The following is a 19,368-nucleotide window of genomic DNA, read 5'->3' as shown; positions in this document are numbered from 1 at the left end:
TATCAAAAATCAGTGTATGTCAACCCTAACATTTACCCTTTTGCAACAAGCTTTGGTTTGGGAGGACAAGACAGCCAATATCCAGCACTTTAGTTCCATCATCCACAACATCCATGAACACACTGAAGTAGTGGTATTGCCGGAAATGTTCTCTACCGGTTTCAGCATGCGCCCGGAAATCTTTGCAGAAAAGATGGACGGTCCAACAGTCACCTGGATGCGCAACACAGCTGCGGAGAAAAAAATCATTCTAACCGGCAGTCTGATGATTGAAGAGAATGGTCAATACCACAACCGATTAATCTGGATGCTGCCTAACGGCGAATATGGTTATTACGATAAGAAACATTGTTTTGGCTATGCAGGCGAGGACAAGCATTATACACCGGGCAGCAAGCGTTTGATTGCATCGGTGAAAGGATGGCGCATCAATCTGCAAATCTGCTACGACTTGCGTTTCCCCGTTTGGGCCAGACAACAACAACATGATGGACCCGAATACGATGTGCTGCTCTATGTTGCGAATTGGCCCGAAAGAAGAAATCATGCATGGAAAACACTGTTGCAGGCAAGAGCCATCGAGAATCAGTGTTATGTGATTGGTGTGAACCGTGTAGGCAGAGACGGTAATGATATTTACCACAGTGGTGATAGCATGGTAGTTGATGCGATGGGTACTATACTGTATGAAAAAGCCCATGGCGATGATGTACACACCATCACACTGGAAAAACAACCGCTGGACGATATCCGCAACAAACTTCCTTTCTTAAAAGACGCAGACCCCTTTACCATTCACCATGGCTGAACAACGCATTAAAACTGCACGGCTTTTTACCGGCAATCATTGGTTGTACGATCATACTGTGGTGATTGCCGATAAACACATTGTTGCAATAGAACCGAATCAGGACAATCACTACGATACACACACGGTATTGCCTGCGTTGATAGATATTCAACTCTATGGCGCACACGACAGATTACTGGCCGTTTATCCTGATGCAGCCACGATTCATGCAATTCATGCTTATTGCAAAGCCGGTGGTGCCGGATTTTTCTTGCCGACCGTTGCTACTAATCACGACACAGTCATCAGGCAATGCATTGATGCGGTGCGCGCCTATTGGCTAGAAGGTGGTGAAGGTTGTATCGGTTTACATATTGAAGGACCATGGTTACACCCCAAACGCAGAGGTGCACATATTGAGTCACTCATTCATGCACCTAACATGGAAGAAGTGCAATCATTATTGGCTTATGGAAAGGGGGCCATCAAAATGATTACACTGGCACCCGAAGTTTGCGATCCAGCCATCATCAACTTTATTCAAAGCGAAGGCATCATTGTTTCTGCCGGGCATAGTGATGCAGATTATGCTACCGCCACCAAAGCTTTTGATGGAGGCATCAGTACGGTTACGCATTTGTATAATGCTATGAGTCCGCTTCAACACCGCGCACCGGGCTTAGTTGGTGCTGTCTTCAATCACCCAACTGTTCGCGCCAGTATTATTCCTGATGGACATCATGTAGATTATGCTGCTGTGAGGATTGCAAAGAAAATCATGGGTAGTAGATTATTTGCCATTACAGATGCGGTTACAACTACCACCGAAGGTTTTTATCCGCATCAGCCTGCTGGCGATAAATATGAAAGCAATGGTATTCTCAGTGGTTCTGCTTTAACCATGCACCAGTGTATGTTGAATTTAATTCATCATGTAGGCGTACCCGAAGATGAAGCCATTCGCATGTGTAGTTTATATCCGGCTGCTGTTTTACGCATGGAAGATGTATTGGGCAAAATTGAACCGGGCTATGCAGCAAACTTTTGTTTTGTTGACGAGCACTTAGCGCTTATTCCTTAACAGCTGCTTGCTTGCGAGCTGCAATCAGGTTGCTGATATAAAGCAATTTCGGATCAATACCTTTTGCAATCATCGATGCATTGGGAGGCACCACTACATCAGGCATAACACCTCTTCCTTTTGCTCTGTTTTTATCCATCACCAAACGATACAATGGCAGCGTAACGCGAACGCGCGTATTTGGTAATACGATCTCCGGAATATGCATGGCAGAATTGCCATAATAACCACCACCACTTTCCTCACCAACAATCAAGACATTGGACTGACCCTTTAATGTTGCAGTAAACATGGATGCTGCGGAGAACGTAGCGCCCGCTTGAATCAAATAGAGGTTTCCATTATAGGATTTATCGGATTTGTATGGCTGAAAATAATGTCGCTCATAACGTCGATAATGGTATTTACCATCCTCCATTTTCTTTGCGCTGAATTGCATGGCTATCCAGAAAGGCCACGCAGGCTTGATGTATCTTTTGTATTGAATATTTCTGGTAGTTGCTGCAACAGTATCGCCCACTTTAAATGGTTGTTGTGCGAGATAACGTGTTAAGCGAATATAATTATTGACTCTACCGCCACCATTCTCTCGCAGATCAATCGCCAGATCATTGATGCCCAATTTCTTCAAAGTGCGAAACGATGAACGGAAAAACTTTTTCATCGCTCCATTACTGAAAGTATTCAAGCGCATCACTGCAAAACGATTTACTGTATCCACCATCAACACACGCTTTGATAATAACCTGATTTTTCGCCTACTCAATGCAGGAGCCGTACTGCTGCTACTATCTACTCTTGCTGCAGAAGTAATACGTATGGGTGTAAATGCTTTGCGCAGCACAGTATCAATGCTTCCTTCTTTTGTTCTATACACAAAACGATACAGTGTATCCGCACCAAACACAGTTCTATACCATGCCGGGAAGTTGCTACTAATGTTTTGTGCTTTATGGTTTAACGCATTACCATCCGTACTCATGTATATATACATGGTTGCGGTGATATTGGCAATACTGCGATCATTAATTGACAGGAGCTGTGTGCCTCTGCGCAAGATGGAATCATTGCGATCAAAATTACCCGTCACAACAGCAGTGTCATTCCACACTTTTAGTGTGAGCGGAAATGATGGAAAACGAAACCTGTCTGCACTGCGCGAAAAATTGGTTGGAAACAACACACGCGTATGTCCACATTGTATTTGCGCCACCCATTGTGCCAGTAAATTCTTGTATGATACCAGATTCATCGAGTCTTTGATGGCTGAAAACGTGCGCGCATACTGTGCATCAAGGCTGTCTTTACTGGTATACCAGTATAAAGAGGGGTGATTCGCCTCCAAAATGCGTTTCAACAGGCTTAAATCCTCCTTAAGTATTTCAGGTGAGAGCCGTGTTTCCGGTTGGCTTGCACGCTTGGCTGTTGTAGCGCAAGATACTAATAATGAGATCATTACAACAAAAAGCAGCCAGTTTCGAAGCGCCTTAAAAAGACCTTGAAACGGGTTTTTTGCTTTCTGCATCATCTTTTTTTTGCGCAAATCCGTATACTTTTATGTCACAATATCCAAAACACCTCTAAAGGGTGTAAAATCTAATATCCAATGTTTATGAATTACCGAACCTTCACACTGAAGCTTGTCTTCGCACTTTTCTTTGGTGCTGTATTTTTTCTGATGATTTCAGACCTCAGCACGGCAATTTCCAAAAGCGACATGGTTACATCAATTGTTTGCGGCTTAGCAGCTATTGCAACAGCAGTTGTGATGTATTTCTCCGTTTTGAAAGATATGCGTCTTTCAAAAGTGAAAATGCAGCAGAAAGAGCGCGCCAATATGCCGATGACCATCATCATCGAGTAATCGCCATTTTCTAACGCTACAATCCTCAACCATGGAAAGCTTGCCAGCCCTGCGCGGTGAGGTCAAAACTATTCCCCCCTCTGGAGAGCAGTTTAGTTCCTTCATGCGCGTCGGTCATATAGCCGACAACGCTGATCTCTTCGTTCAACGTAATCCTGTCGTAGTCTTCTTGCTTCAGGGTAAAGATCAGTTCGTAATCCTCCCCACCATTCAGAGCACATACGGTGGGATCTAAACCGAATTTGAAAGCTGCTTTTCTTGCTTCATCAGCAAGAGGCAGCTTTTCTTCATAAATTCTGCAGCCCAAACCACTCTGCTTGCACAGGTGCAGCACTTCACTGCTCAGGCCATCACTGATGTCCATCATAGATGTGGGTACAATCTCATTCTCAGCAAAAAATGCAATGATGTCTTTGCGTGCTTCTGGTTTCAGTAAGCGACCAACGATATAAGATTCATTCTCCAGATCAGGCTGTAATTGTGGGTTCTCCAGATAAATTCGTTTTTCGCGCTCCATCAAAGTGAGGCCCAGAAATGCGCCACCAAGATTACCACTCACACAAATCAAATCACCTTTTTGTGCCGTACTGCGCTTCACAAATTTATCAGGCGCCACTTCTCCAATAGCGGTTACAGAAATCACCAATCCTTTTTGTGATGCAGATGTATCGCCGCCGATTAAGTCAACACCATATTTTTCGCAAGCTGCGTAAACGCCTTCATAAAACTCATTCAATGCTTCTACACTAAAGCGATTGCTGATGCCGATGCTGAGCGTAATCTGCGTGGGCTCTGCATTCATCGCATAGATATCACTCAGGTTTACCACCACCGATTTATAACCGAGGTGTTTGAGTGGTGTGTACATCAAATCAAAGTGAATACCCTCTAACAAAAGGTCTGTAGTGATTACCGTTTGTTTGCCGAAGTGATCAATCACCGCTGCATCATCGCCTACGCCCAGAATGGAAGAAGCATTTTGCAATTCAATATTCTTGGTGAGTTGTTCAATCAAACCAAACTCGCCTAATGAAGCTATTTCAGTTCTGTTCTCGCTCATAATGTTTTCTGATTATTGATAACAGCCAATAATTCGTCGTGAATTTTTCCATTAGAAGCCACCAGGTGTGGCTGATAGGGTGAATAATACGCGCCGGTAAAATCAGTCACTTTACCACCCGCTTCTTCCACCATTAAAAATCCGGCAGCGCTATCCCATGCCTGCAATTTGTGTTCGTAGAATGCATCAAATCTTCCTGCAGCTACCCAACACAAATCAATCGCCGCACTACCCAATCTTCTAACCGGAATGCCTTTCCTGATAAAACGCTCAAACACTTCCAGCGGACCGTTAGGCATATCTAAATAGGTGTATGGAAATCCGGTTACCATGCAACTATGAATCACTTCCGTTTTTTCGCTTACGCGGATGGGCTTGCCATTCAGGCTTGCACCCTGACCCCGCTCGGCTAAAAAGAATTCATTCATGAAAGGATTATACACCGCACCAAGGACCATTTGTCCGTCTTTCTCTACACCAATGCTTACACAGCAAATGGGAATACCATTGGCATAATTTACCGTACCATCAATAGGATCGATAATCCACTTATACGATGATGACTGGGCCATTTCACCGGCTTCTTCACTCAGGATAAAATGATCCGGAAAAACTTCGCGGATGGTGGCCATGATGATTGCCTCGCTCTTATGATCTACTTCGGTAACGAGGTTATTCATGCCCTCTTTATTGGAAATCGTAAAGGGTTTGTCGAAATATTCTTTCAACACAGCAGCCCCTTTTTCCGTGGCTTGAATCAGTGTTTCTTTAAGCATGCGCAAAGGTAGTTGTTTGTAGCGCTTGCAATTTGCTAATTTGCTGTTTCAATTATTGTACTTGCAGGTTTCCATCATCATCGTAAACTACAATGTGCGCCATTTTCTGGAGCAATGCCTGCATGCTGTATATAGGGCTATTGCCGAATTGGATGCGGAAGTGATCGTAGCTGATAATGCTTCCGCCGATGGCAGCCTGGAATACTTGAAACCATTATTTCCTCAGGTACAATTCATTGCGCACCAGGAAAATCTCGGCTTTGCCAAAGCCAATAACCATGCTGCAAGATTGGCCAAGGGCGATTACCTGCTTTTTCTTAATCCAGATACCCTGATCGCAGAAGACACTTTGCATAAAATGCTGGCTTGTTTACAAACAGGTCCTGATGCCGGTGCCGTGGGTGTACGCATGTTGGATGGGGCGGGACAATTTCTGCCGGAAAGTAAAAGGGCTTTCCCTGCACTGATGCCAGCTTTCTTTAAACTAACAGGATTGGCGAGATTATTTCCTCTTTCTGCGGTGTTGAATGCTTATGCATTGGGGCATTTGAATGAAAAAAGCAATCATCCGGTGGATGTATTGGCCGGCGCCTGTATGTTGGTACGCCGGGATTTATTTGAGCAACTTGGCGGTTTTGATGAGCAGTTCTTTATGTATGGAGAAGATATTGATTTGAGTTATCGTATCCGGCAGTCGGGTTACCAAAACTGGTATTGTGCAGACACCAGCATCATTCATTTCAAAGGCGAGAGTACAAGAAAAGGCAGTAGCAATTATGTACAATTGTTTTACAAAGCCATGCAACAGTTTGTACGCAAGCATTACAGCGGTAGTAGGTCTGCATTGATTGTACAAGGTTTGCAATTAGGCATTTTGCTGCGTGCAGGTGTTTCATTGATCAAGCGATTTGTAACCAGCATTGGCATGCCCATCATTGATGGTGGCATCATCTTTCTTTTATTCTGGATCAGCAAATCCTATTGGGAAACCTATATCAAGCAGTTTCCTTTTGAGAGAGCACAAATCAGCATTCTACTTCCTGCATTTGTATTGGTGTATTGGTTAGCAGCTACAGCTTCTGGTTTATACAAACGTATTTATGCGCCTAAGAAAATTGGATCGGCATTATCGCTGGCGCTGATAAGCACATTGGCCGTTTATGCATTATTACCAGAGGGCTGGCGTTTTTCGCGCGCCGTTATCTTGCTGGGTAGTGTTGGTGCTGGTCTTGGGCTTTGGTTATTCCGATGGTGGCTCTTACGCATTCGCTGGCTGAAACCAGATGCAACGGGCCAGGTCATTGACCGGGCTGTGGTTCTGGTTCATGCGCATGACCAAGCAGCAGCACAATCCTTCTTCCAATCCATGCAACTGGATACGCGTGTGGTGCAGTGGTGTAACAATGAGTCTGATTGTGAGCAGGCAGTGGTCGCAAATCAGGCACATGAAACAATACTGGTATCCGGCCACCTCTCTATGCATCAGTTGATTGCTTTTGCGGATAAGCTCAAAGGAAAGACCGCCCTTCGCTTTCATCATGCGGGCAGCAGGAGTATTATAGGCAGCGATTCTAAGGACAGCAGCGGCTACACATTGAGCAAATAAGTTTTACACAATGCATTGATTTTAACAGCATTCTTATACACAAAGCCCGGATATTCGCAACACAATACTGGCTTTTAATTAGCTTCGTGTTTTTGAACCCCGCTGTTATCGATGCCCATATTCGACATTACATTGCCTAACTCGATTGCAAAGGTGCTTCGCTTGCCGAAGAACAACGTGCGCAGGCAGCAGATAAGGGTGTTGAAAAAGCTCTTACGCAAAGCACAGTTTACCGAGTTCGGTCAACAATATGGTTTCGATAGCATTCTCTTGAGTAAACATCCTGGCAAAAAATTTCAGGAACTCGTACCCACTTATGATTATGATCGCATCTATCGTGAGTGGTGGCACAAAACCCTGGAAGGCCATTTGGATGTGTGCTGGCCGGGTAAGATCAAATATTATGCGCTGAGTAGTGGCACTAGCGGAGCTGCCAGCAAATACATACCCATTACAAATGATTTGCTGAAGGGCAATAAGAATGCCATGATTAAACAGCTGTTTAGTCTCAGGCATTATGAGGATATTCCATACTCCTCACTCGGCAGAGGTTGGTTAACACTGGGCGGTAGTACCGATCTGCAAAAAGGCCCCGGTTATTATGCCGGAGATCTAAGCGGCATCACCGCCAAAAAAGCACCATTCTGGTTTCAGCCTTTTTATAAGCCGGGTAAAAAAATTGCCAAACAGCGCGATTGGAACCGCAAGCTGGAAGAGATTGTTGCCAAAGCACCTGAATGGGATATTGGATTCATTGTAGGTGTGCCTGCATGGATTCAACTCTGCATGGAGCAAATCATTGAGCGCTATAAGCTGAATACTATACACGATATCTGGCCCAACCTGGCCTTCTTTGTACATGGCGGCGTAAGCTTCGAGCCTTATAAAAAAGGCTTCGAAAAATTATTGGGCAAGCCGCTCACCTATATTGAAACCTATCTGGCCAGCGAAGGTTTTCTGGCTTATCAGGACAGACAGTTTCCAAAGGGTATGCGACTGGTTACCAATGAGCATATCTATTTTGAGTTTGTGCCATTTGATGAGAAAAACTTTACGCCCGATTGCGAGATGGTGGCCAATCCGGAAGTGTTGATGATTCATGAAGTGGAAGAGCACAAGGATTATGCTGTCTTGATCAGTACTGCTGCGGGTGCCTGGCGTTACCTGATTGGTGATACAGTTCGTTTTGTAGATAAAGAAAACTGTGAGATCATCATCACCGGCAGAACCAAACATTTTCTCAGTCTTGTAGGTGAGCACCTGAGTGTTGACAATATGAACAAAGCCATTCAGCTGGTAGGTGAAAAGCTGAATGTTTCTATTCCCGAGTTTACCGTAGCGGGTGTGCCACACGGCAATTTCTTTGCCCACCACTGGTATGTTGCTTGCAACGATACGGTAGATGCAGAGCAATTAAGAATTGCCATCGATGAAAAGCTCAAAGAACTCAATGACGATTACGCAGTGGAACGCAAGAGTGCATTAAAAGAAGTTTTTCTGGATGTTTTGACAGAGCAACAATTCCTTGACTTTATGGCCGCCAAAGGAAAAGTGGGCGGACAACACAAATTTCCACGCGTGCTTAAGGGCCAGATGCTGGAAGACTGGCAGCGTTTTTTGAACGGTACATTTATGCATTAATAAGTCTGTTACACAATTCTGCGTATTTCCTTGTAGATTTTTTGCGTACTCTTTTTTCCTTGTACTTTTAAGTTAGCAATCTGCTGCACCTCTAATTTCTTGCACATGAGAAGAATTTGCCTATTGGTAACGGCTATTTTTCTATTCTATAGTTCTGCCTTGTCGCAAACTTTTACCGTTGAAGGTGTTACAATTTACTTAAGCCCTCACTACAATTTGGGAGTGAAATCTGGAGCTGCTGGCGACTATCCAATGGCCACCGTTCAATCATTTAATGCCTCGGTTAGTGTAGGTAATGGCATTAACTATAGGGGTAGAAATTATGGCTACAGTGATTTTGGAGGTCAGCTGCAACACTACTTTAATCAGATTCGGGTTACAAGAGTTGATATAACCATTAGGGTAGAAGGAACCTTGTGCGATCATACCACTTCCATAAGCGGCTCTTGGAGTGAGGGTGAAACGAAGGGCAATGCGCTTTGTGGTATCAAAAAGGGGGCGCAAATAAATGGCAGCATGACTGTCAATAGAATTACAGGCACAACTGGCATCAATGATTTAAAAAGTAAAATTGATGAACTAGAATCTGCAAAAAGGCAAGCAGAAGATGCGAAAAAACAACAGGAAGCGCAGCAGCAAAATAAAGATCCTTGGGGTGGGAGTAATTATAATAGTCAGAAAACCAATAACACATACAACAACAATTACAACACACAACGGCCAGCCAATCAGAACTATTCTTCCAATAATCAGGTCAATAAAACACCCTCACCCAACCAAAACGGGTATGATGCCAAAGGCAGTAATGCTGGAGCCGGGAAGTTTGACAATTCACCTGGGTTAATTTATCCTGTTGGACCGGGCGTTAAACGAGCCGACGGTCTTTATGATGTAACTGATAAAAATGGCAAGGTACATATCATTGATGCGGCCTCTCAACGAAAATTAGAAATACAACAGCGCGACAGAGAAGCTACGCAACGCATGCAGATGCAACAACAGCAGCAAAAGCAGATGATGGATGATTTCAATGCGAAAATGCGCAAGCAGCAAGAGGCCAACAGAATCAGGGATCAACAGATAACTCAGCTGGCAAACCAAACAGCAGATGCTGTGGTGCAGATTGGAAGTTTTATTGGCGGACTGATTAGCGATGCCAAAGCAAAGAAAGAGCGTGAAAGACAAAGACAGCTTGAAGCACAACGACAAGAAGAAATGCGTCTGCAGAAAATTGCTCAGGAAAAAGCTTTTAGACGCGAATCCAGAACTGCTGCTATTGCAAATTTCAAACCCGGTACCATCCCTACATCTACAACCAAAATAGAAGCAGATAAGCTGTATTATTTCGTCTATGCTTATGATCCATCCAAGATTGAAGAGGGCAATATGGTTTTTTACTTGAGTCCTATCGTTGAAATTGCCCGCTTCGGCGATGGTACTTGGCCCTACCTGCGTACGATTCAAGAAGAGATTCAACCCCTGACACCATTACAAGAAGTTTTTCACGGCTACTACTACTCTGAAGAAGAAGCCGAGCTGTCTAAAAACAGCTTAGAGGAAATGCTGCGCATGAGCCAGGTTTCCATCAATAGCATCAACTATCAACGTAAAAAACAAGGTAACAGTAATAGCAAGTGGGGCAATGATTTTTGGTCAGGCACACCCGTAGAAAGAGAAAATGATCAGTTTGCAACAGATCCTCAACCAAAACCCAAAAAAACAAAGGATAAGTTCTGGGATAATAGCGATGTACCCAAACCAGTTAAGCGCGACACTATAGTGGCTCCTGCACCCAAAAAAGATGACAGCTTCTGGGCTGAGCCTGCGATGGAAAAGAAACAAAAACTAGATGAGCCGCCTCCTGCCCCAGTCAAAAAGAATGATGAAACCTTTTGGAGCGAAGCGCCTGCTACTGTTTCAAAAACCACCATCAACAAACAAGCGCTTAAAGCCGGCGCAGATTCTGTTTGGAATTTACTTTTAGATAAGTCCTTTTCACAAGCGCTCACCCGCATACAAGCAATCACTGCTCAGGAGCCGGATAACTTGGAATATCAGCTGCTGATGGCACATGCTTTATTGCTGAACAAACAAACAGAGCAAGCAAAACAAATCTATACTGCCAATAGAAAAAAGATGATTGCCTCTCTTAGTCTGCCATGGGAATACAAGATTCGAGAAGACTTTGTTACATTCTTATCGAAGAACATCAACGACCCGACAATGGATGAGGTATTGAGTTTGTTGAATAAATAAGCCCTACATGAAAAAGTATTTTTTGCTTTGTTTACTTTCGCTACTGCTCATTGTTCAAGGCACTTCAGGTCAGGCCGCTGTTGCTCGGCTCAAATTTGAAGACGCAGAAGAAGCATACAATAAAGGTGATTACGCCACCACACTCTCCAAACTGGAAGACGCAGAAAAGCTGTTTGGTAAAATCAATTTGCCCATTCTTCATCTTCGCATTCTGGCTCAAGACAAACTCTTACAAAAAAATCTTGAATTTGGACTACTGACATCTTTGCGTAATAATTGCAATCAGTTTTTAAAGGATTATGAAAATGTGGAAGGTATTGAGGATAAATACCGACAGGTATACAAGGTATTGGAAGCGAATGCAAAACACCCCGCAACGGCTGCTGAATATGAGAAAATAGTCGCTCAGAAAAAGGCAGAAGAGCAAAGAAAAAAAACTGAAGCGGAATTTAAAAAACTTGTCTTTATCAGCATTTTTCGAAATACTGACCGCTCAAGTGCATCAAAAAACTTCGCGTTTTTTATTAATGGGAAATATGTTAGTTCGCTTGAAAACGACACCTATTTGGCTTTCCATATTCCATCTGGCACTTATCAGTTTGCTTTTCAACTTGAAGACACACAGAACCCGCAAGCAAAAACACTAGCCCTAAGCACAAAACAATATCCTGTCTTTATTTCTAACGGATTGCCAGCAGAATTTAAGCTGGATGTTGAAGGAAGAAAAGGAGACGAGATCTCAGTTATTCCAGTTAAAGAAAAAGAGAAAAGTCGCTTGTATAAAGACTGTAAGCTTAAAGCGATTGCTATCTTCAATATTCAACCAATGTAATCTGTTCACGAGTAATTTGACAAAAACTATGCGCATAATCTACCTCCTTTTTACCGTATTGTTCGCTATCGAAGTATCTGGTCAGGCAGCCATTGCGCGCCTCAAGTTTGAAGACGCTGAAGAAGCTTTCAACAAAGGCGACTATACCACAACACTCTCTAAGTTAGAAGATGCTGAGAAGTTGTTTGGTAAAATCAATGTGCCCATTTTGCATTTACGCATTGTTTCTCAGGATAAGCTTTTGCAGAAAAAGCTTGACTTTTCCATGCTCGCCAACCTGCGCAAAAATTGTGAGCAGTTTTTGATTGACTATGAAACCATGGAAGGCATTGAAGAAAAATATCGTCAGGTGTATAAAATACAGGAGTCTTATGCCAAATACCCCAAAACCATGGAGGAATACCAGAAGCTTGTTGCTGAAAAAAATGCAGAAGAAGAAGCAAAAAGGGAATTAGCCAGAAAGAACGCTACTGTCAAAGTATATCTCTTTAGGTCTACAGGCTTTGCAGCAAGCGCTGTGGGTTTTCAAGTTTTCCAAGATGGTCAGGTAGTTGGGCGCATTAGTAATAAAGAATACTTATCATTTGATGTTTTACCAGGCAGGCATAGCTTTGGTGCTCAGGATGGCAGAAGTACTGAGATTAAAAGAAAAACCGAGCTTACAGAAATTGATGTGTTACCAGAAACGCCTGTTTTTTTGGAGGTTGATTACAATAAGTGGAATGGAGATTTGGATGTGGTAACCATTACCAAGGAAAAGGCTAAAGAATACTTTGAAAAACTAAAGCCAGGAGAGAACAGAGTTGTTACCAATAACCGCTCCTCCGATGCATTTGGTTTAGTAGGTTCTGTTGCTGCTGCCAGTAAAACCGCTTCGGCAAGTAGTCAATCTATTTACCTTGCCCCAAACAGTTTATCATTCATTGGCATTACCACTCAGTCCGTTAGTATCACACTCTTAGTTACTTCTGTAACGCCAGGTAGCCCGGCGGCTAAAGCCGATATCAAGGTAAATGATATCATAGTAACCATCAACAATGAAATTGCAAACTCCCCAAAAACCATCAACCAGCTGAAAGAACGTTTTTTGGTTAGTAAGGAAATGACAATCCAACTAATTCGCAATGAGTCGCCAATGGAAGTGAAAGTCTTCCTTGAAAAGCAAGCAGCAATCGGAAGAGGATAGTTTTGTCTATTTTTTGGCAACAACAAATTTCTCCACCATGTTCTCTTGTGGCTGTACTGTTTTCAAGTAGGAATAAATCGCTTTCAGATCTGATTCTTTCATACCCGCATACATAGTCCAGGGCATGATGCTGTTGAACTCGCCTTGCTTTACCGCAGGTGGCGTATAGTTTGAATCAGCATATGCTTTGAATCGTTGTACAAACATGGCTTCGGTCCAGCTGCCGATGCCAGTTTTGTGTGGACTAATATTAGATGAACGCAGTTCAGATCCATCAGGAAACAAAAAGACCCTTCCGCCTCCGAAAGATTTTTCCGAAATGATTCTACCCTGCTCAACGGGGGTATGACATTCCACACAACCCGCAGCATTGGTGAGATAACCACCGTATGCAAGTATATCTGTTGTATCAGGACGCTTGCTAAGCGTAGCTTTTTGCGGAATGGTATTGATGATGAAGTTCATCGGGAAGCTTGGCTTGGAATCGGGCACATCATTTTTTATAGAGGGAATAGATCTCAAATACGCAATAATAGCTTCCACATCTTCCGCATCCATTTTGCCATAATAAGGATAGGGCATCAAAGGAAACATGGCCCGACCTTCTTTGGTAACACCTGTGGTGATCAAGCGAAACAATTCACCATCACTATAGCGATTGATGCCGGCGGGCGTAACATTCTTTGCATAAAAAACACCGGGCATGCCAACGGATTCGTCGAAGCGATCGCCACCCATACCTAAAGTTCCTGGTGTAACCGGACCGGAAAACTTTGTCCAATCTCGCTTGGAATGACAGTCCATGCAAACTGTTACGTGATTGGCGAGGTACTCGCCCCTGGCAATTTTTTCAGGCGTGGCTTGTACGGTTAGTTGTGGTGCTTCACCCACATTGGGTAGAGCCAATTTTACATAAGTTAAAGCAGCAGCAAGCAGTACGATAATGCCAAGCAGGAGATAGCCTAGCACTTTGAAGGCTTTTTTCATTGTCTTTGTTTTGGTTGTTCGGGGTAGCTTGCTCCCTAAGATACAATTTTGCGAAAAGAAAAACCCCGGATAATCCGGGGTTATTTATACTTAGTTTTTCAGTAGTGTATTGAGCTTATCTTCTAGTTGTTTGAGGCGTTTTTCTAACTGGTCAATTTTTGCCTCTTTTTCATCCAGTTTTTTCTGTAGGGCCTGCGCTGCCTTCAGCGCAATTCCAGAAGCATCAATTGTACTGATGTGTGCTGCATCACCTTTTACGCCAAGACCAAATGCTTGTTTAAAATCCTCTGCAACCGGACCAACATGTAGTTCATCAGTACCCTTATAATTCCACTTGGTGATGGACAAATTGCTGAGCTTTTCTAATACTTCCTGATCATCAATAGGCTGAAAATTCTCCTTGAAGAATCTGCTGGAAGCGTTGGTCCAAACACCACCTGTTGTCAGATAAGCACCATTACCATTGCTGGTGGAACTGCCCACTTGCAAAGCATAGCCATTATCTGTTGTATTGCTAATGCCAAAAACCCACTTGGTAACATTTGAATTACCAATGGCTACAGTATTGGATGCGGCAACCCTTGCATTGTATCCAATAACTGTTGCATTAGAAATGCCATCTGCTGTTAGATCAGCTCTTGCGCCAAGTGCTGTGTTGTTATCACCGGTAACATTGGTTTGCATAACAGCCTCACCTAATCCAGTGTTGAATTGGCCTGTCGTAATATTATTCATTGCTGCAGAACCAATACCCGTATTGAAGCTTCTGGTTACCTTATTTAATGCAACACGCCCCATTGCTGTATTATCACTGCCTGAGATGTTTCCATATAAAGCAGCCTGACCCATAGCCGTATTGAAAGTGCCCGTTTGCAAATTATTCATGGTTCTTCTACCCACCGCAGTGTTTTCATTACCTGTGGTAACAGACCCTAATGCATTTGTACCTACGGCAATATTCCACCAACCGGTTGTGTTGTTTTGCAGCGCTTCTGAACCAACAGCTGTGTTTTCGGTGCCAGTTGTGTTATTCCTTAATGCCATCCAACCCACAGCAGTTAAGTTAACCGCTGTTGTACTGAGTTCCATTGCGCCCTGACCAACGGCCACATTGCTTCCGCCCGTTGTATTACTTCTTAATGCAGACGCACCCAGCGCCGTGTTACCAGAAGCAGTGGTGCTATTGCGTAATGCATCAACACCCAGTGCCGCATTCTGTCCACCGGTGGTACTCTTGTGCATCGCAAAATGACCAACAACAGTGTTGCCGCTTCCGGTAGTGTGATCGTTCATCACATAAGCACCTACTGCAGTATTGTATGCGCCACTCGTGTTGTTTTGCATAACATTATAGCCCAGCGCAGTATTGCTGACACCAGATGTATTGTTACGCAAAGCATTGTTACCAACAGCAACCTGACCATTGCTGTTATTTACACTCAAAGCATAATTACCCACCGCTACGTTACCATTAGTAACTGAATCATACTGCATAGCAGCCTGACCAATGGCCACACTACCGCTGGTTGTTTTTGCTTTCTCTAATGAGAAAGTACCCACGGCTACGTTGGCTGCTCCCGTACGCATTTCTTTAGCAGATCTGAAACCAACAGCCACGTTATCATTACCTGAAGCGATATTGTGTAAGGCTTCACTACCATATCCATTATTGTTAACCGCAGTTACATTCTGCCTGGCAAAGCTTTCAGAAGAAAAAATATTATTGGTTTGAACCTTGATTAATCCATTTGCAAAAACTCCAGTTATTTCTAAATCACCATTGATTTTAATTTTCCTATTATCGAACTCTCCATAAATCAGCGGATTGGTTGTTGCAGAATCGCCGCTATGAATAATCAGCCGATTGCTGAGATTTGTAAAGGCGCTATTATTGGCGGCGCCATAACCAATAAAGACGTTATTGTTACCTGTTTGCAATCTACCTCCCGCATAACTACCAACACCAATATTTTGAGAACCGGTTGTATTACTTACTAGTGTTCTGTTACCCACCGCTGTATTATCGCTTCCGGTAATATTTCCCATCAACGCATTTCTGCCGAATGCCGAGTTATAACTTCCTGTTGTGTTATCGCGCATGGTGAAATTGCCAAAAGCTGAATTACGCGTTCCCTTTGTGTTCTCTAGCAGTGCATTAAATCCAAAAGCATTATTACAGCATGAATCTGTTTTGTTTAGCGCAAATACACCAAACGCATTATTCTGAATAGCAGTAATGTTACCAGACAGCGTGCTATTACCTACAGCCACATTGTAGTAACCCGAATTGTTTTTAGACATTGAGCCAAAACCAACAGCAGTATTGATCGATCCGGTTCTATTACTGATTTGAGATCCGCTACCAATAGCAATATTGCCACTACCTGTTGTTAAGGAATCTAAGACGCGCCAGCCAAATGCCAAATTATCATTGCCTCTTTTCTTTGTTGGCGATGATAGCAGGTTAACACCAACTGACAATCCCAGAGGGAATACACCTGTAGAATCGTACATGATTCTTAAACCACTGGTTTGATCAGCATACTTAGCATAAGGCACAAAACCAAATGGTTGCGTTGATATCAACTTGAAACTCCCAGTTGCGTTTGCATCCATTTCCACACGCAGGCTCATTTTCTTATCCGCCCAATTGAGTGTTGTATACTGACCGCTCACGACAGTTCCTGATCCAATACCCAAACTAAACTGACCAAAAAGATCTGTTGTTAGCGAATGGGTTTCTTGATAGATCGTTGTAGCTGCGCTATCTAGAATAGACAATTTAATCGCAATAGGTTTATTGCTGATGTACTTGTTCAGACTATCTAAAGCAACACCTTGAAAACCGATAGTGCCCGTTGTTTGGGCATTTACTTGATGGAAACCAAGGGCAAGCAGGGCCAATAGCAGGAGCCGGCCAAATCCTTTTCTCATGTGGGGGCAATTTATTCCGCTAAAGTTACTGTGCAGAACCTTTGCTCCTGACTTAAAGTCCTATAAAAAAATCGCCTTGTCTTTTACAACAAGGCGATTTTCTTTCTGCGTCTGAATTGATTATCCTTCAAACGTGCTATAGAAATAAGGCGTCTTTGCTTCAAACTCTGCCGCGCAAGTGTCTACCATTTTGTACACACGGGTAATACCCAAGGCCTTGCGCTTTTCATATACCTGTTCTTCTGTGGCGTTGCCATTCAGAATACGTGCAATCTGCTCATCACTGAAGCCGTTCTTTTTCGCCGTCTTCAACAAGTCTTCTGAAATGCTCTCCAGACTTTGTTCTGCCAGTTGCTTTTCAATATTGCAGATCTCTTGAATTTGGTACAAGAACCAACGATCAATACCGGTTGCTTGTGCAATGGTCTTCACTGTTGTGCCCTGCATCAAAGCATCCTTAATACGGAAGATGCGATCCCATTTTGGCGTCTTGATATACTCTACAATCTCCTCACTCTTCATCAGGCTCTTACCGTAATAACCCAAACCAACCGCTTCATTTTCTAAACTCTGACAAGCTTTCTGAATCGCTTCTGTAAAGCTGCGGCCAATGGCCATCACCTCACCCACGCTCTTCATTTGCAAGCCTAGTGTATCGTTCGCGCCCTTGAACTTATCGAAGTTCCAACGTGGCACTTTTACAATCACATAATCCAGTGTTGGTTCAAAGTAAGCAGAAGTAGTTTGTGTGATTTGGTTTTTCAATTCATCCAATGAATAACCAATCGCCAACTTCGCAGCAATCTTGGCAATAGGATATCCCGTTGCTTTGGATGCCAATGCAGAAGAACGACTCACGCGCGGATTAATTTCAACAGCAATAATTTCTTCGTTTGCAGGATTCAATGCAAACTGCACATTACAACCACCGGCAAAATTGCCGAGACTGCGCATCATCAACATCGCCTGGTTACGCATGTCCTGAAATGCCGTATCACTTAATGTCATCGCGGGCGCCACAGTAATAGAATCACCTGTGTGCACACCCATCGGATCCAGGTTTTCAACCGTACAGATGATGACCACATTATCATTCTTATCGCGCAGCAATTCCAATTCATATTCTTTCCAACCCAATACGGCTTTTTCCACCAGCACTTCGTGAATAGGCGATGCTTCCAAACCACGTTGCAATGCTGCATCCAAATCTTCTTTGCTATGCACGAAACCACCACCTGTTCCACCCAAGGTAAATGATGGACGAATCACCAATGGAAAACCGATTTCCTGTGCAAACTCTTTACCTTCCAGAAAACTATTGGCAACTCTACTTGGTGCAACCTTTACACCAATCTTCACCATCAACTGGCGAAACTGTTCGCGGTCTTCAGCTGTATCAATAGCGGCCACATCCACACCAATCATGCGGCAATTGTACTGTTTCCAGATACCGAGCTCATCTGCTTCTTTACACAGGTTCAATGCTGTTTGTCCGCCCATGGTAGGCAGCACCGCATCAATCTGATTTTCCTGCAGAATTTTTTCAATGCTCTCCACCGTTAATGGCAACAAGTAAACCTTGTCGGCCATCATCGGGTCTGTCATGATGGTTGCCGGATTGCTGTTGATCAGGATCACTTCAATGCCTTCTTCACGCAAACTGCGTGCAGCTTGGGAGCCAGAGTAATCGAACTCACAAGCCTGGCCAATAATGATGGGTCCTGAACCAACGATCAATACCGATTTAATGGAAGGGTCTTTGGGCATGGTAAAAACAAATTGTGCAAATGTACTGCTATCGCACAAGATGGTGTTTTAATTTTTTGTCTTTTTGCACGAACAATGGCGCCCCGCCGGAGTTATTGCGTAAAGGCTTTGTATGACACATCTAACTGAAGGACAAAAAGCACCGGCGTTTACCGGTGTTGACCAGAACGGCAAGAAGCACAAACTGGCTGATTGGAAAGGTAAGAAAGTGGTACTCTATTTCTATCCTGAAGATGGCACACCTACTTGCACAGTGCAAGCTTGCAATTTGCGCGACAATCATGCGCTCTTACGCAAGCACGGTTTTGAAGTTGTGGGCGTTAGTCCGGACGATGTGGCCAAGCACAAAAAATTTGAAGACAAACATCAACTGCCATTTGTCTTGTTGGCAGATCCAGAACGCAAGATTATTGAGCAATACGGTGTGTGGGGCGAGAAGCAACTATATGGTCGCAAATACATGGGTTTGTTGCGCACCACATTTGTGATTGATGAGAAGGGCGTGATTCGAAAAATCTTTCACAAACCAAAGAGTAAGGAGCATGCTGCAGAAATCATTGCTGCATGGGATGCGCTGAAAGCCTGATG

The 19,368-nt window shown here is 43.5% G+C and carries 15 protein-coding genes; 9 read left to right on the top strand and 6 right to left on the bottom strand.

The features are described 5' to 3' along the window. Window positions 1-16 precede the first annotated feature (16 nt). Window positions 17-808 (top strand): amidohydrolase, encoded by a 792-nt coding sequence (locus tag J0L83_10910; protein MBN8665080.1) that lies wholly within the window; start codon window positions 17-19, stop codon window positions 806-808. After that, entirely contained in the window at window positions 801-1,871 is a 1,071-nt protein-coding gene (nagA, locus tag J0L83_10905; GenBank protein ID MBN8665079.1) for an N-acetylglucosamine-6-phosphate deacetylase, read from the top strand. The genes J0L83_10910 and nagA overlap by 8 nt, the downstream gene beginning before the upstream one ends. Here nagA and J0L83_10900 read toward each other — a convergent pair. After that, complete coding sequence (locus J0L83_10900) at window positions 1,861-3,327, bottom strand: hypothetical protein (protein MBN8665078.1); 1,467 nt, start codon at window positions 3,325-3,327, stop codon at window positions 1,861-1,863. The two genes, nagA and J0L83_10900, sit on opposite strands and share 11 nt — an antisense overlap. A 156-nt stretch (window positions 3,328-3,483) precedes the next feature. Between J0L83_10900 and J0L83_10895 the strand changes: the two genes are divergently transcribed. Beyond that, window positions 3,484-3,735: a hypothetical protein gene (locus J0L83_10895; GenBank protein ID MBN8665077.1), complete on the top strand. Its 252-nt coding sequence runs from the start codon at window positions 3,484-3,486 to the stop codon at window positions 3,733-3,735. Between the two features lie 25 nt (window positions 3,736-3,760). On the opposite strand, the gene thiL is transcribed toward J0L83_10895, so the two are convergent. Then, window positions 3,761-4,795 (bottom strand): thiamine-phosphate kinase, encoded by a 1,035-nt coding sequence (gene thiL, locus J0L83_10890; protein MBN8665076.1) that lies wholly within the window; start codon window positions 4,793-4,795, stop codon window positions 3,761-3,763. Beyond that, window positions 4,792-5,571, bottom strand: coding sequence for an inositol monophosphatase (locus J0L83_10885; protein ID MBN8665075.1), 780 nt, complete (start codon window positions 5,569-5,571; stop codon window positions 4,792-4,794). Before J0L83_10885 ends, thiL begins: the two co-directional genes overlap by 4 nt. 40 nt (window positions 5,572-5,611) lie before the next feature. On the opposite strand from J0L83_10885, the gene J0L83_10880 reads away from it, so the two are divergent. The 5 genes from J0L83_10880 (at window position 5,612) to J0L83_10860 (ending at window position 13,092) form a co-directional block, all read left to right on the top strand. After that, a complete protein-coding gene (locus J0L83_10880) occupies window positions 5,612-7,177 on the top strand; it encodes a glycosyltransferase (protein MBN8665074.1) in 1,566 nt (521 codons plus the stop codon). Between the two features lie 111 nt (window positions 7,178-7,288). Further along, complete coding sequence (locus tag J0L83_10875; protein MBN8665073.1) at window positions 7,289-8,818, top strand: GH3 auxin-responsive promoter family protein; 1,530 nt, start codon at window positions 7,289-7,291, stop codon at window positions 8,816-8,818. Between the two features lie 105 nt (window positions 8,819-8,923). Continuing rightward, a complete protein-coding gene (locus J0L83_10870) occupies window positions 8,924-11,074 on the top strand; it encodes a hypothetical protein (GenBank protein ID MBN8665072.1) in 2,151 nt (716 codons plus the stop codon). Between the two features lie 7 nt (window positions 11,075-11,081). Then, window positions 11,082-11,906, top strand: a complete 825-nt coding sequence (locus J0L83_10865; protein ID MBN8665071.1) for a hypothetical protein — start codon at window positions 11,082-11,084, stop codon at window positions 11,904-11,906. Between the two features lie 28 nt (window positions 11,907-11,934). Further along, complete coding sequence (locus J0L83_10860; protein ID MBN8665070.1) at window positions 11,935-13,092, top strand: PDZ domain-containing protein; 1,158 nt, start codon at window positions 11,935-11,937, stop codon at window positions 13,090-13,092. Window positions 13,093-13,098: 6 nt separating this feature from the next. Here the strand turns inward: J0L83_10860 and J0L83_10855 are convergent, their stop codons facing one another. The 3 genes from J0L83_10855 to carB all read right to left on the bottom strand — a co-directional run bounded on the left by J0L83_10855 (window position 13,099) and on the right by carB (window position 18,780). Next, window positions 13,099-14,079, bottom strand: coding sequence for a c-type cytochrome (locus J0L83_10855; GenBank protein MBN8665069.1), 981 nt, complete (start codon window positions 14,077-14,079; stop codon window positions 13,099-13,101). A gap of 90 nt (window positions 14,080-14,169) precedes the next feature. After that, window positions 14,170-17,013 carry a tail fiber domain-containing protein gene (locus J0L83_10850; GenBank protein ID MBN8665068.1) on the bottom strand — a complete coding sequence of 948 codons (2,844 nt, stop codon included), beginning with the start codon at window positions 17,011-17,013 and terminating at the stop codon, window positions 14,170-14,172. 120 nt (window positions 17,014-17,133) lie between these two features. Continuing rightward, window positions 17,134-18,780, bottom strand: coding sequence for a carbamoyl-phosphate synthase large subunit (carB, locus tag J0L83_10845; protein ID MBN8665067.1), 1,647 nt, complete (start codon window positions 18,778-18,780; stop codon window positions 17,134-17,136). Between the two features lie 112 nt (window positions 18,781-18,892). Between carB and bcp the strand changes: the two genes are divergently transcribed. Next, on the top strand, window positions 18,893-19,366 hold the full coding sequence (bcp, locus tag J0L83_10840) for a thioredoxin-dependent thiol peroxidase (protein MBN8665066.1): 474 nt from the start codon (window positions 18,893-18,895) through the stop codon (window positions 19,364-19,366). The last annotated feature ends 2 nt before the right edge of the window (window positions 19,367-19,368 follow it).

It is taken from the genome of Chitinophagales bacterium, from assembly GCA_017303835.1.
Classification (GTDB): domain Bacteria; phylum Bacteroidota; class Bacteroidia; order Chitinophagales; family Chitinophagaceae; genus JAFLBI01.
This window is presented reverse-complemented; position numbering and strand designations above follow the sequence as displayed.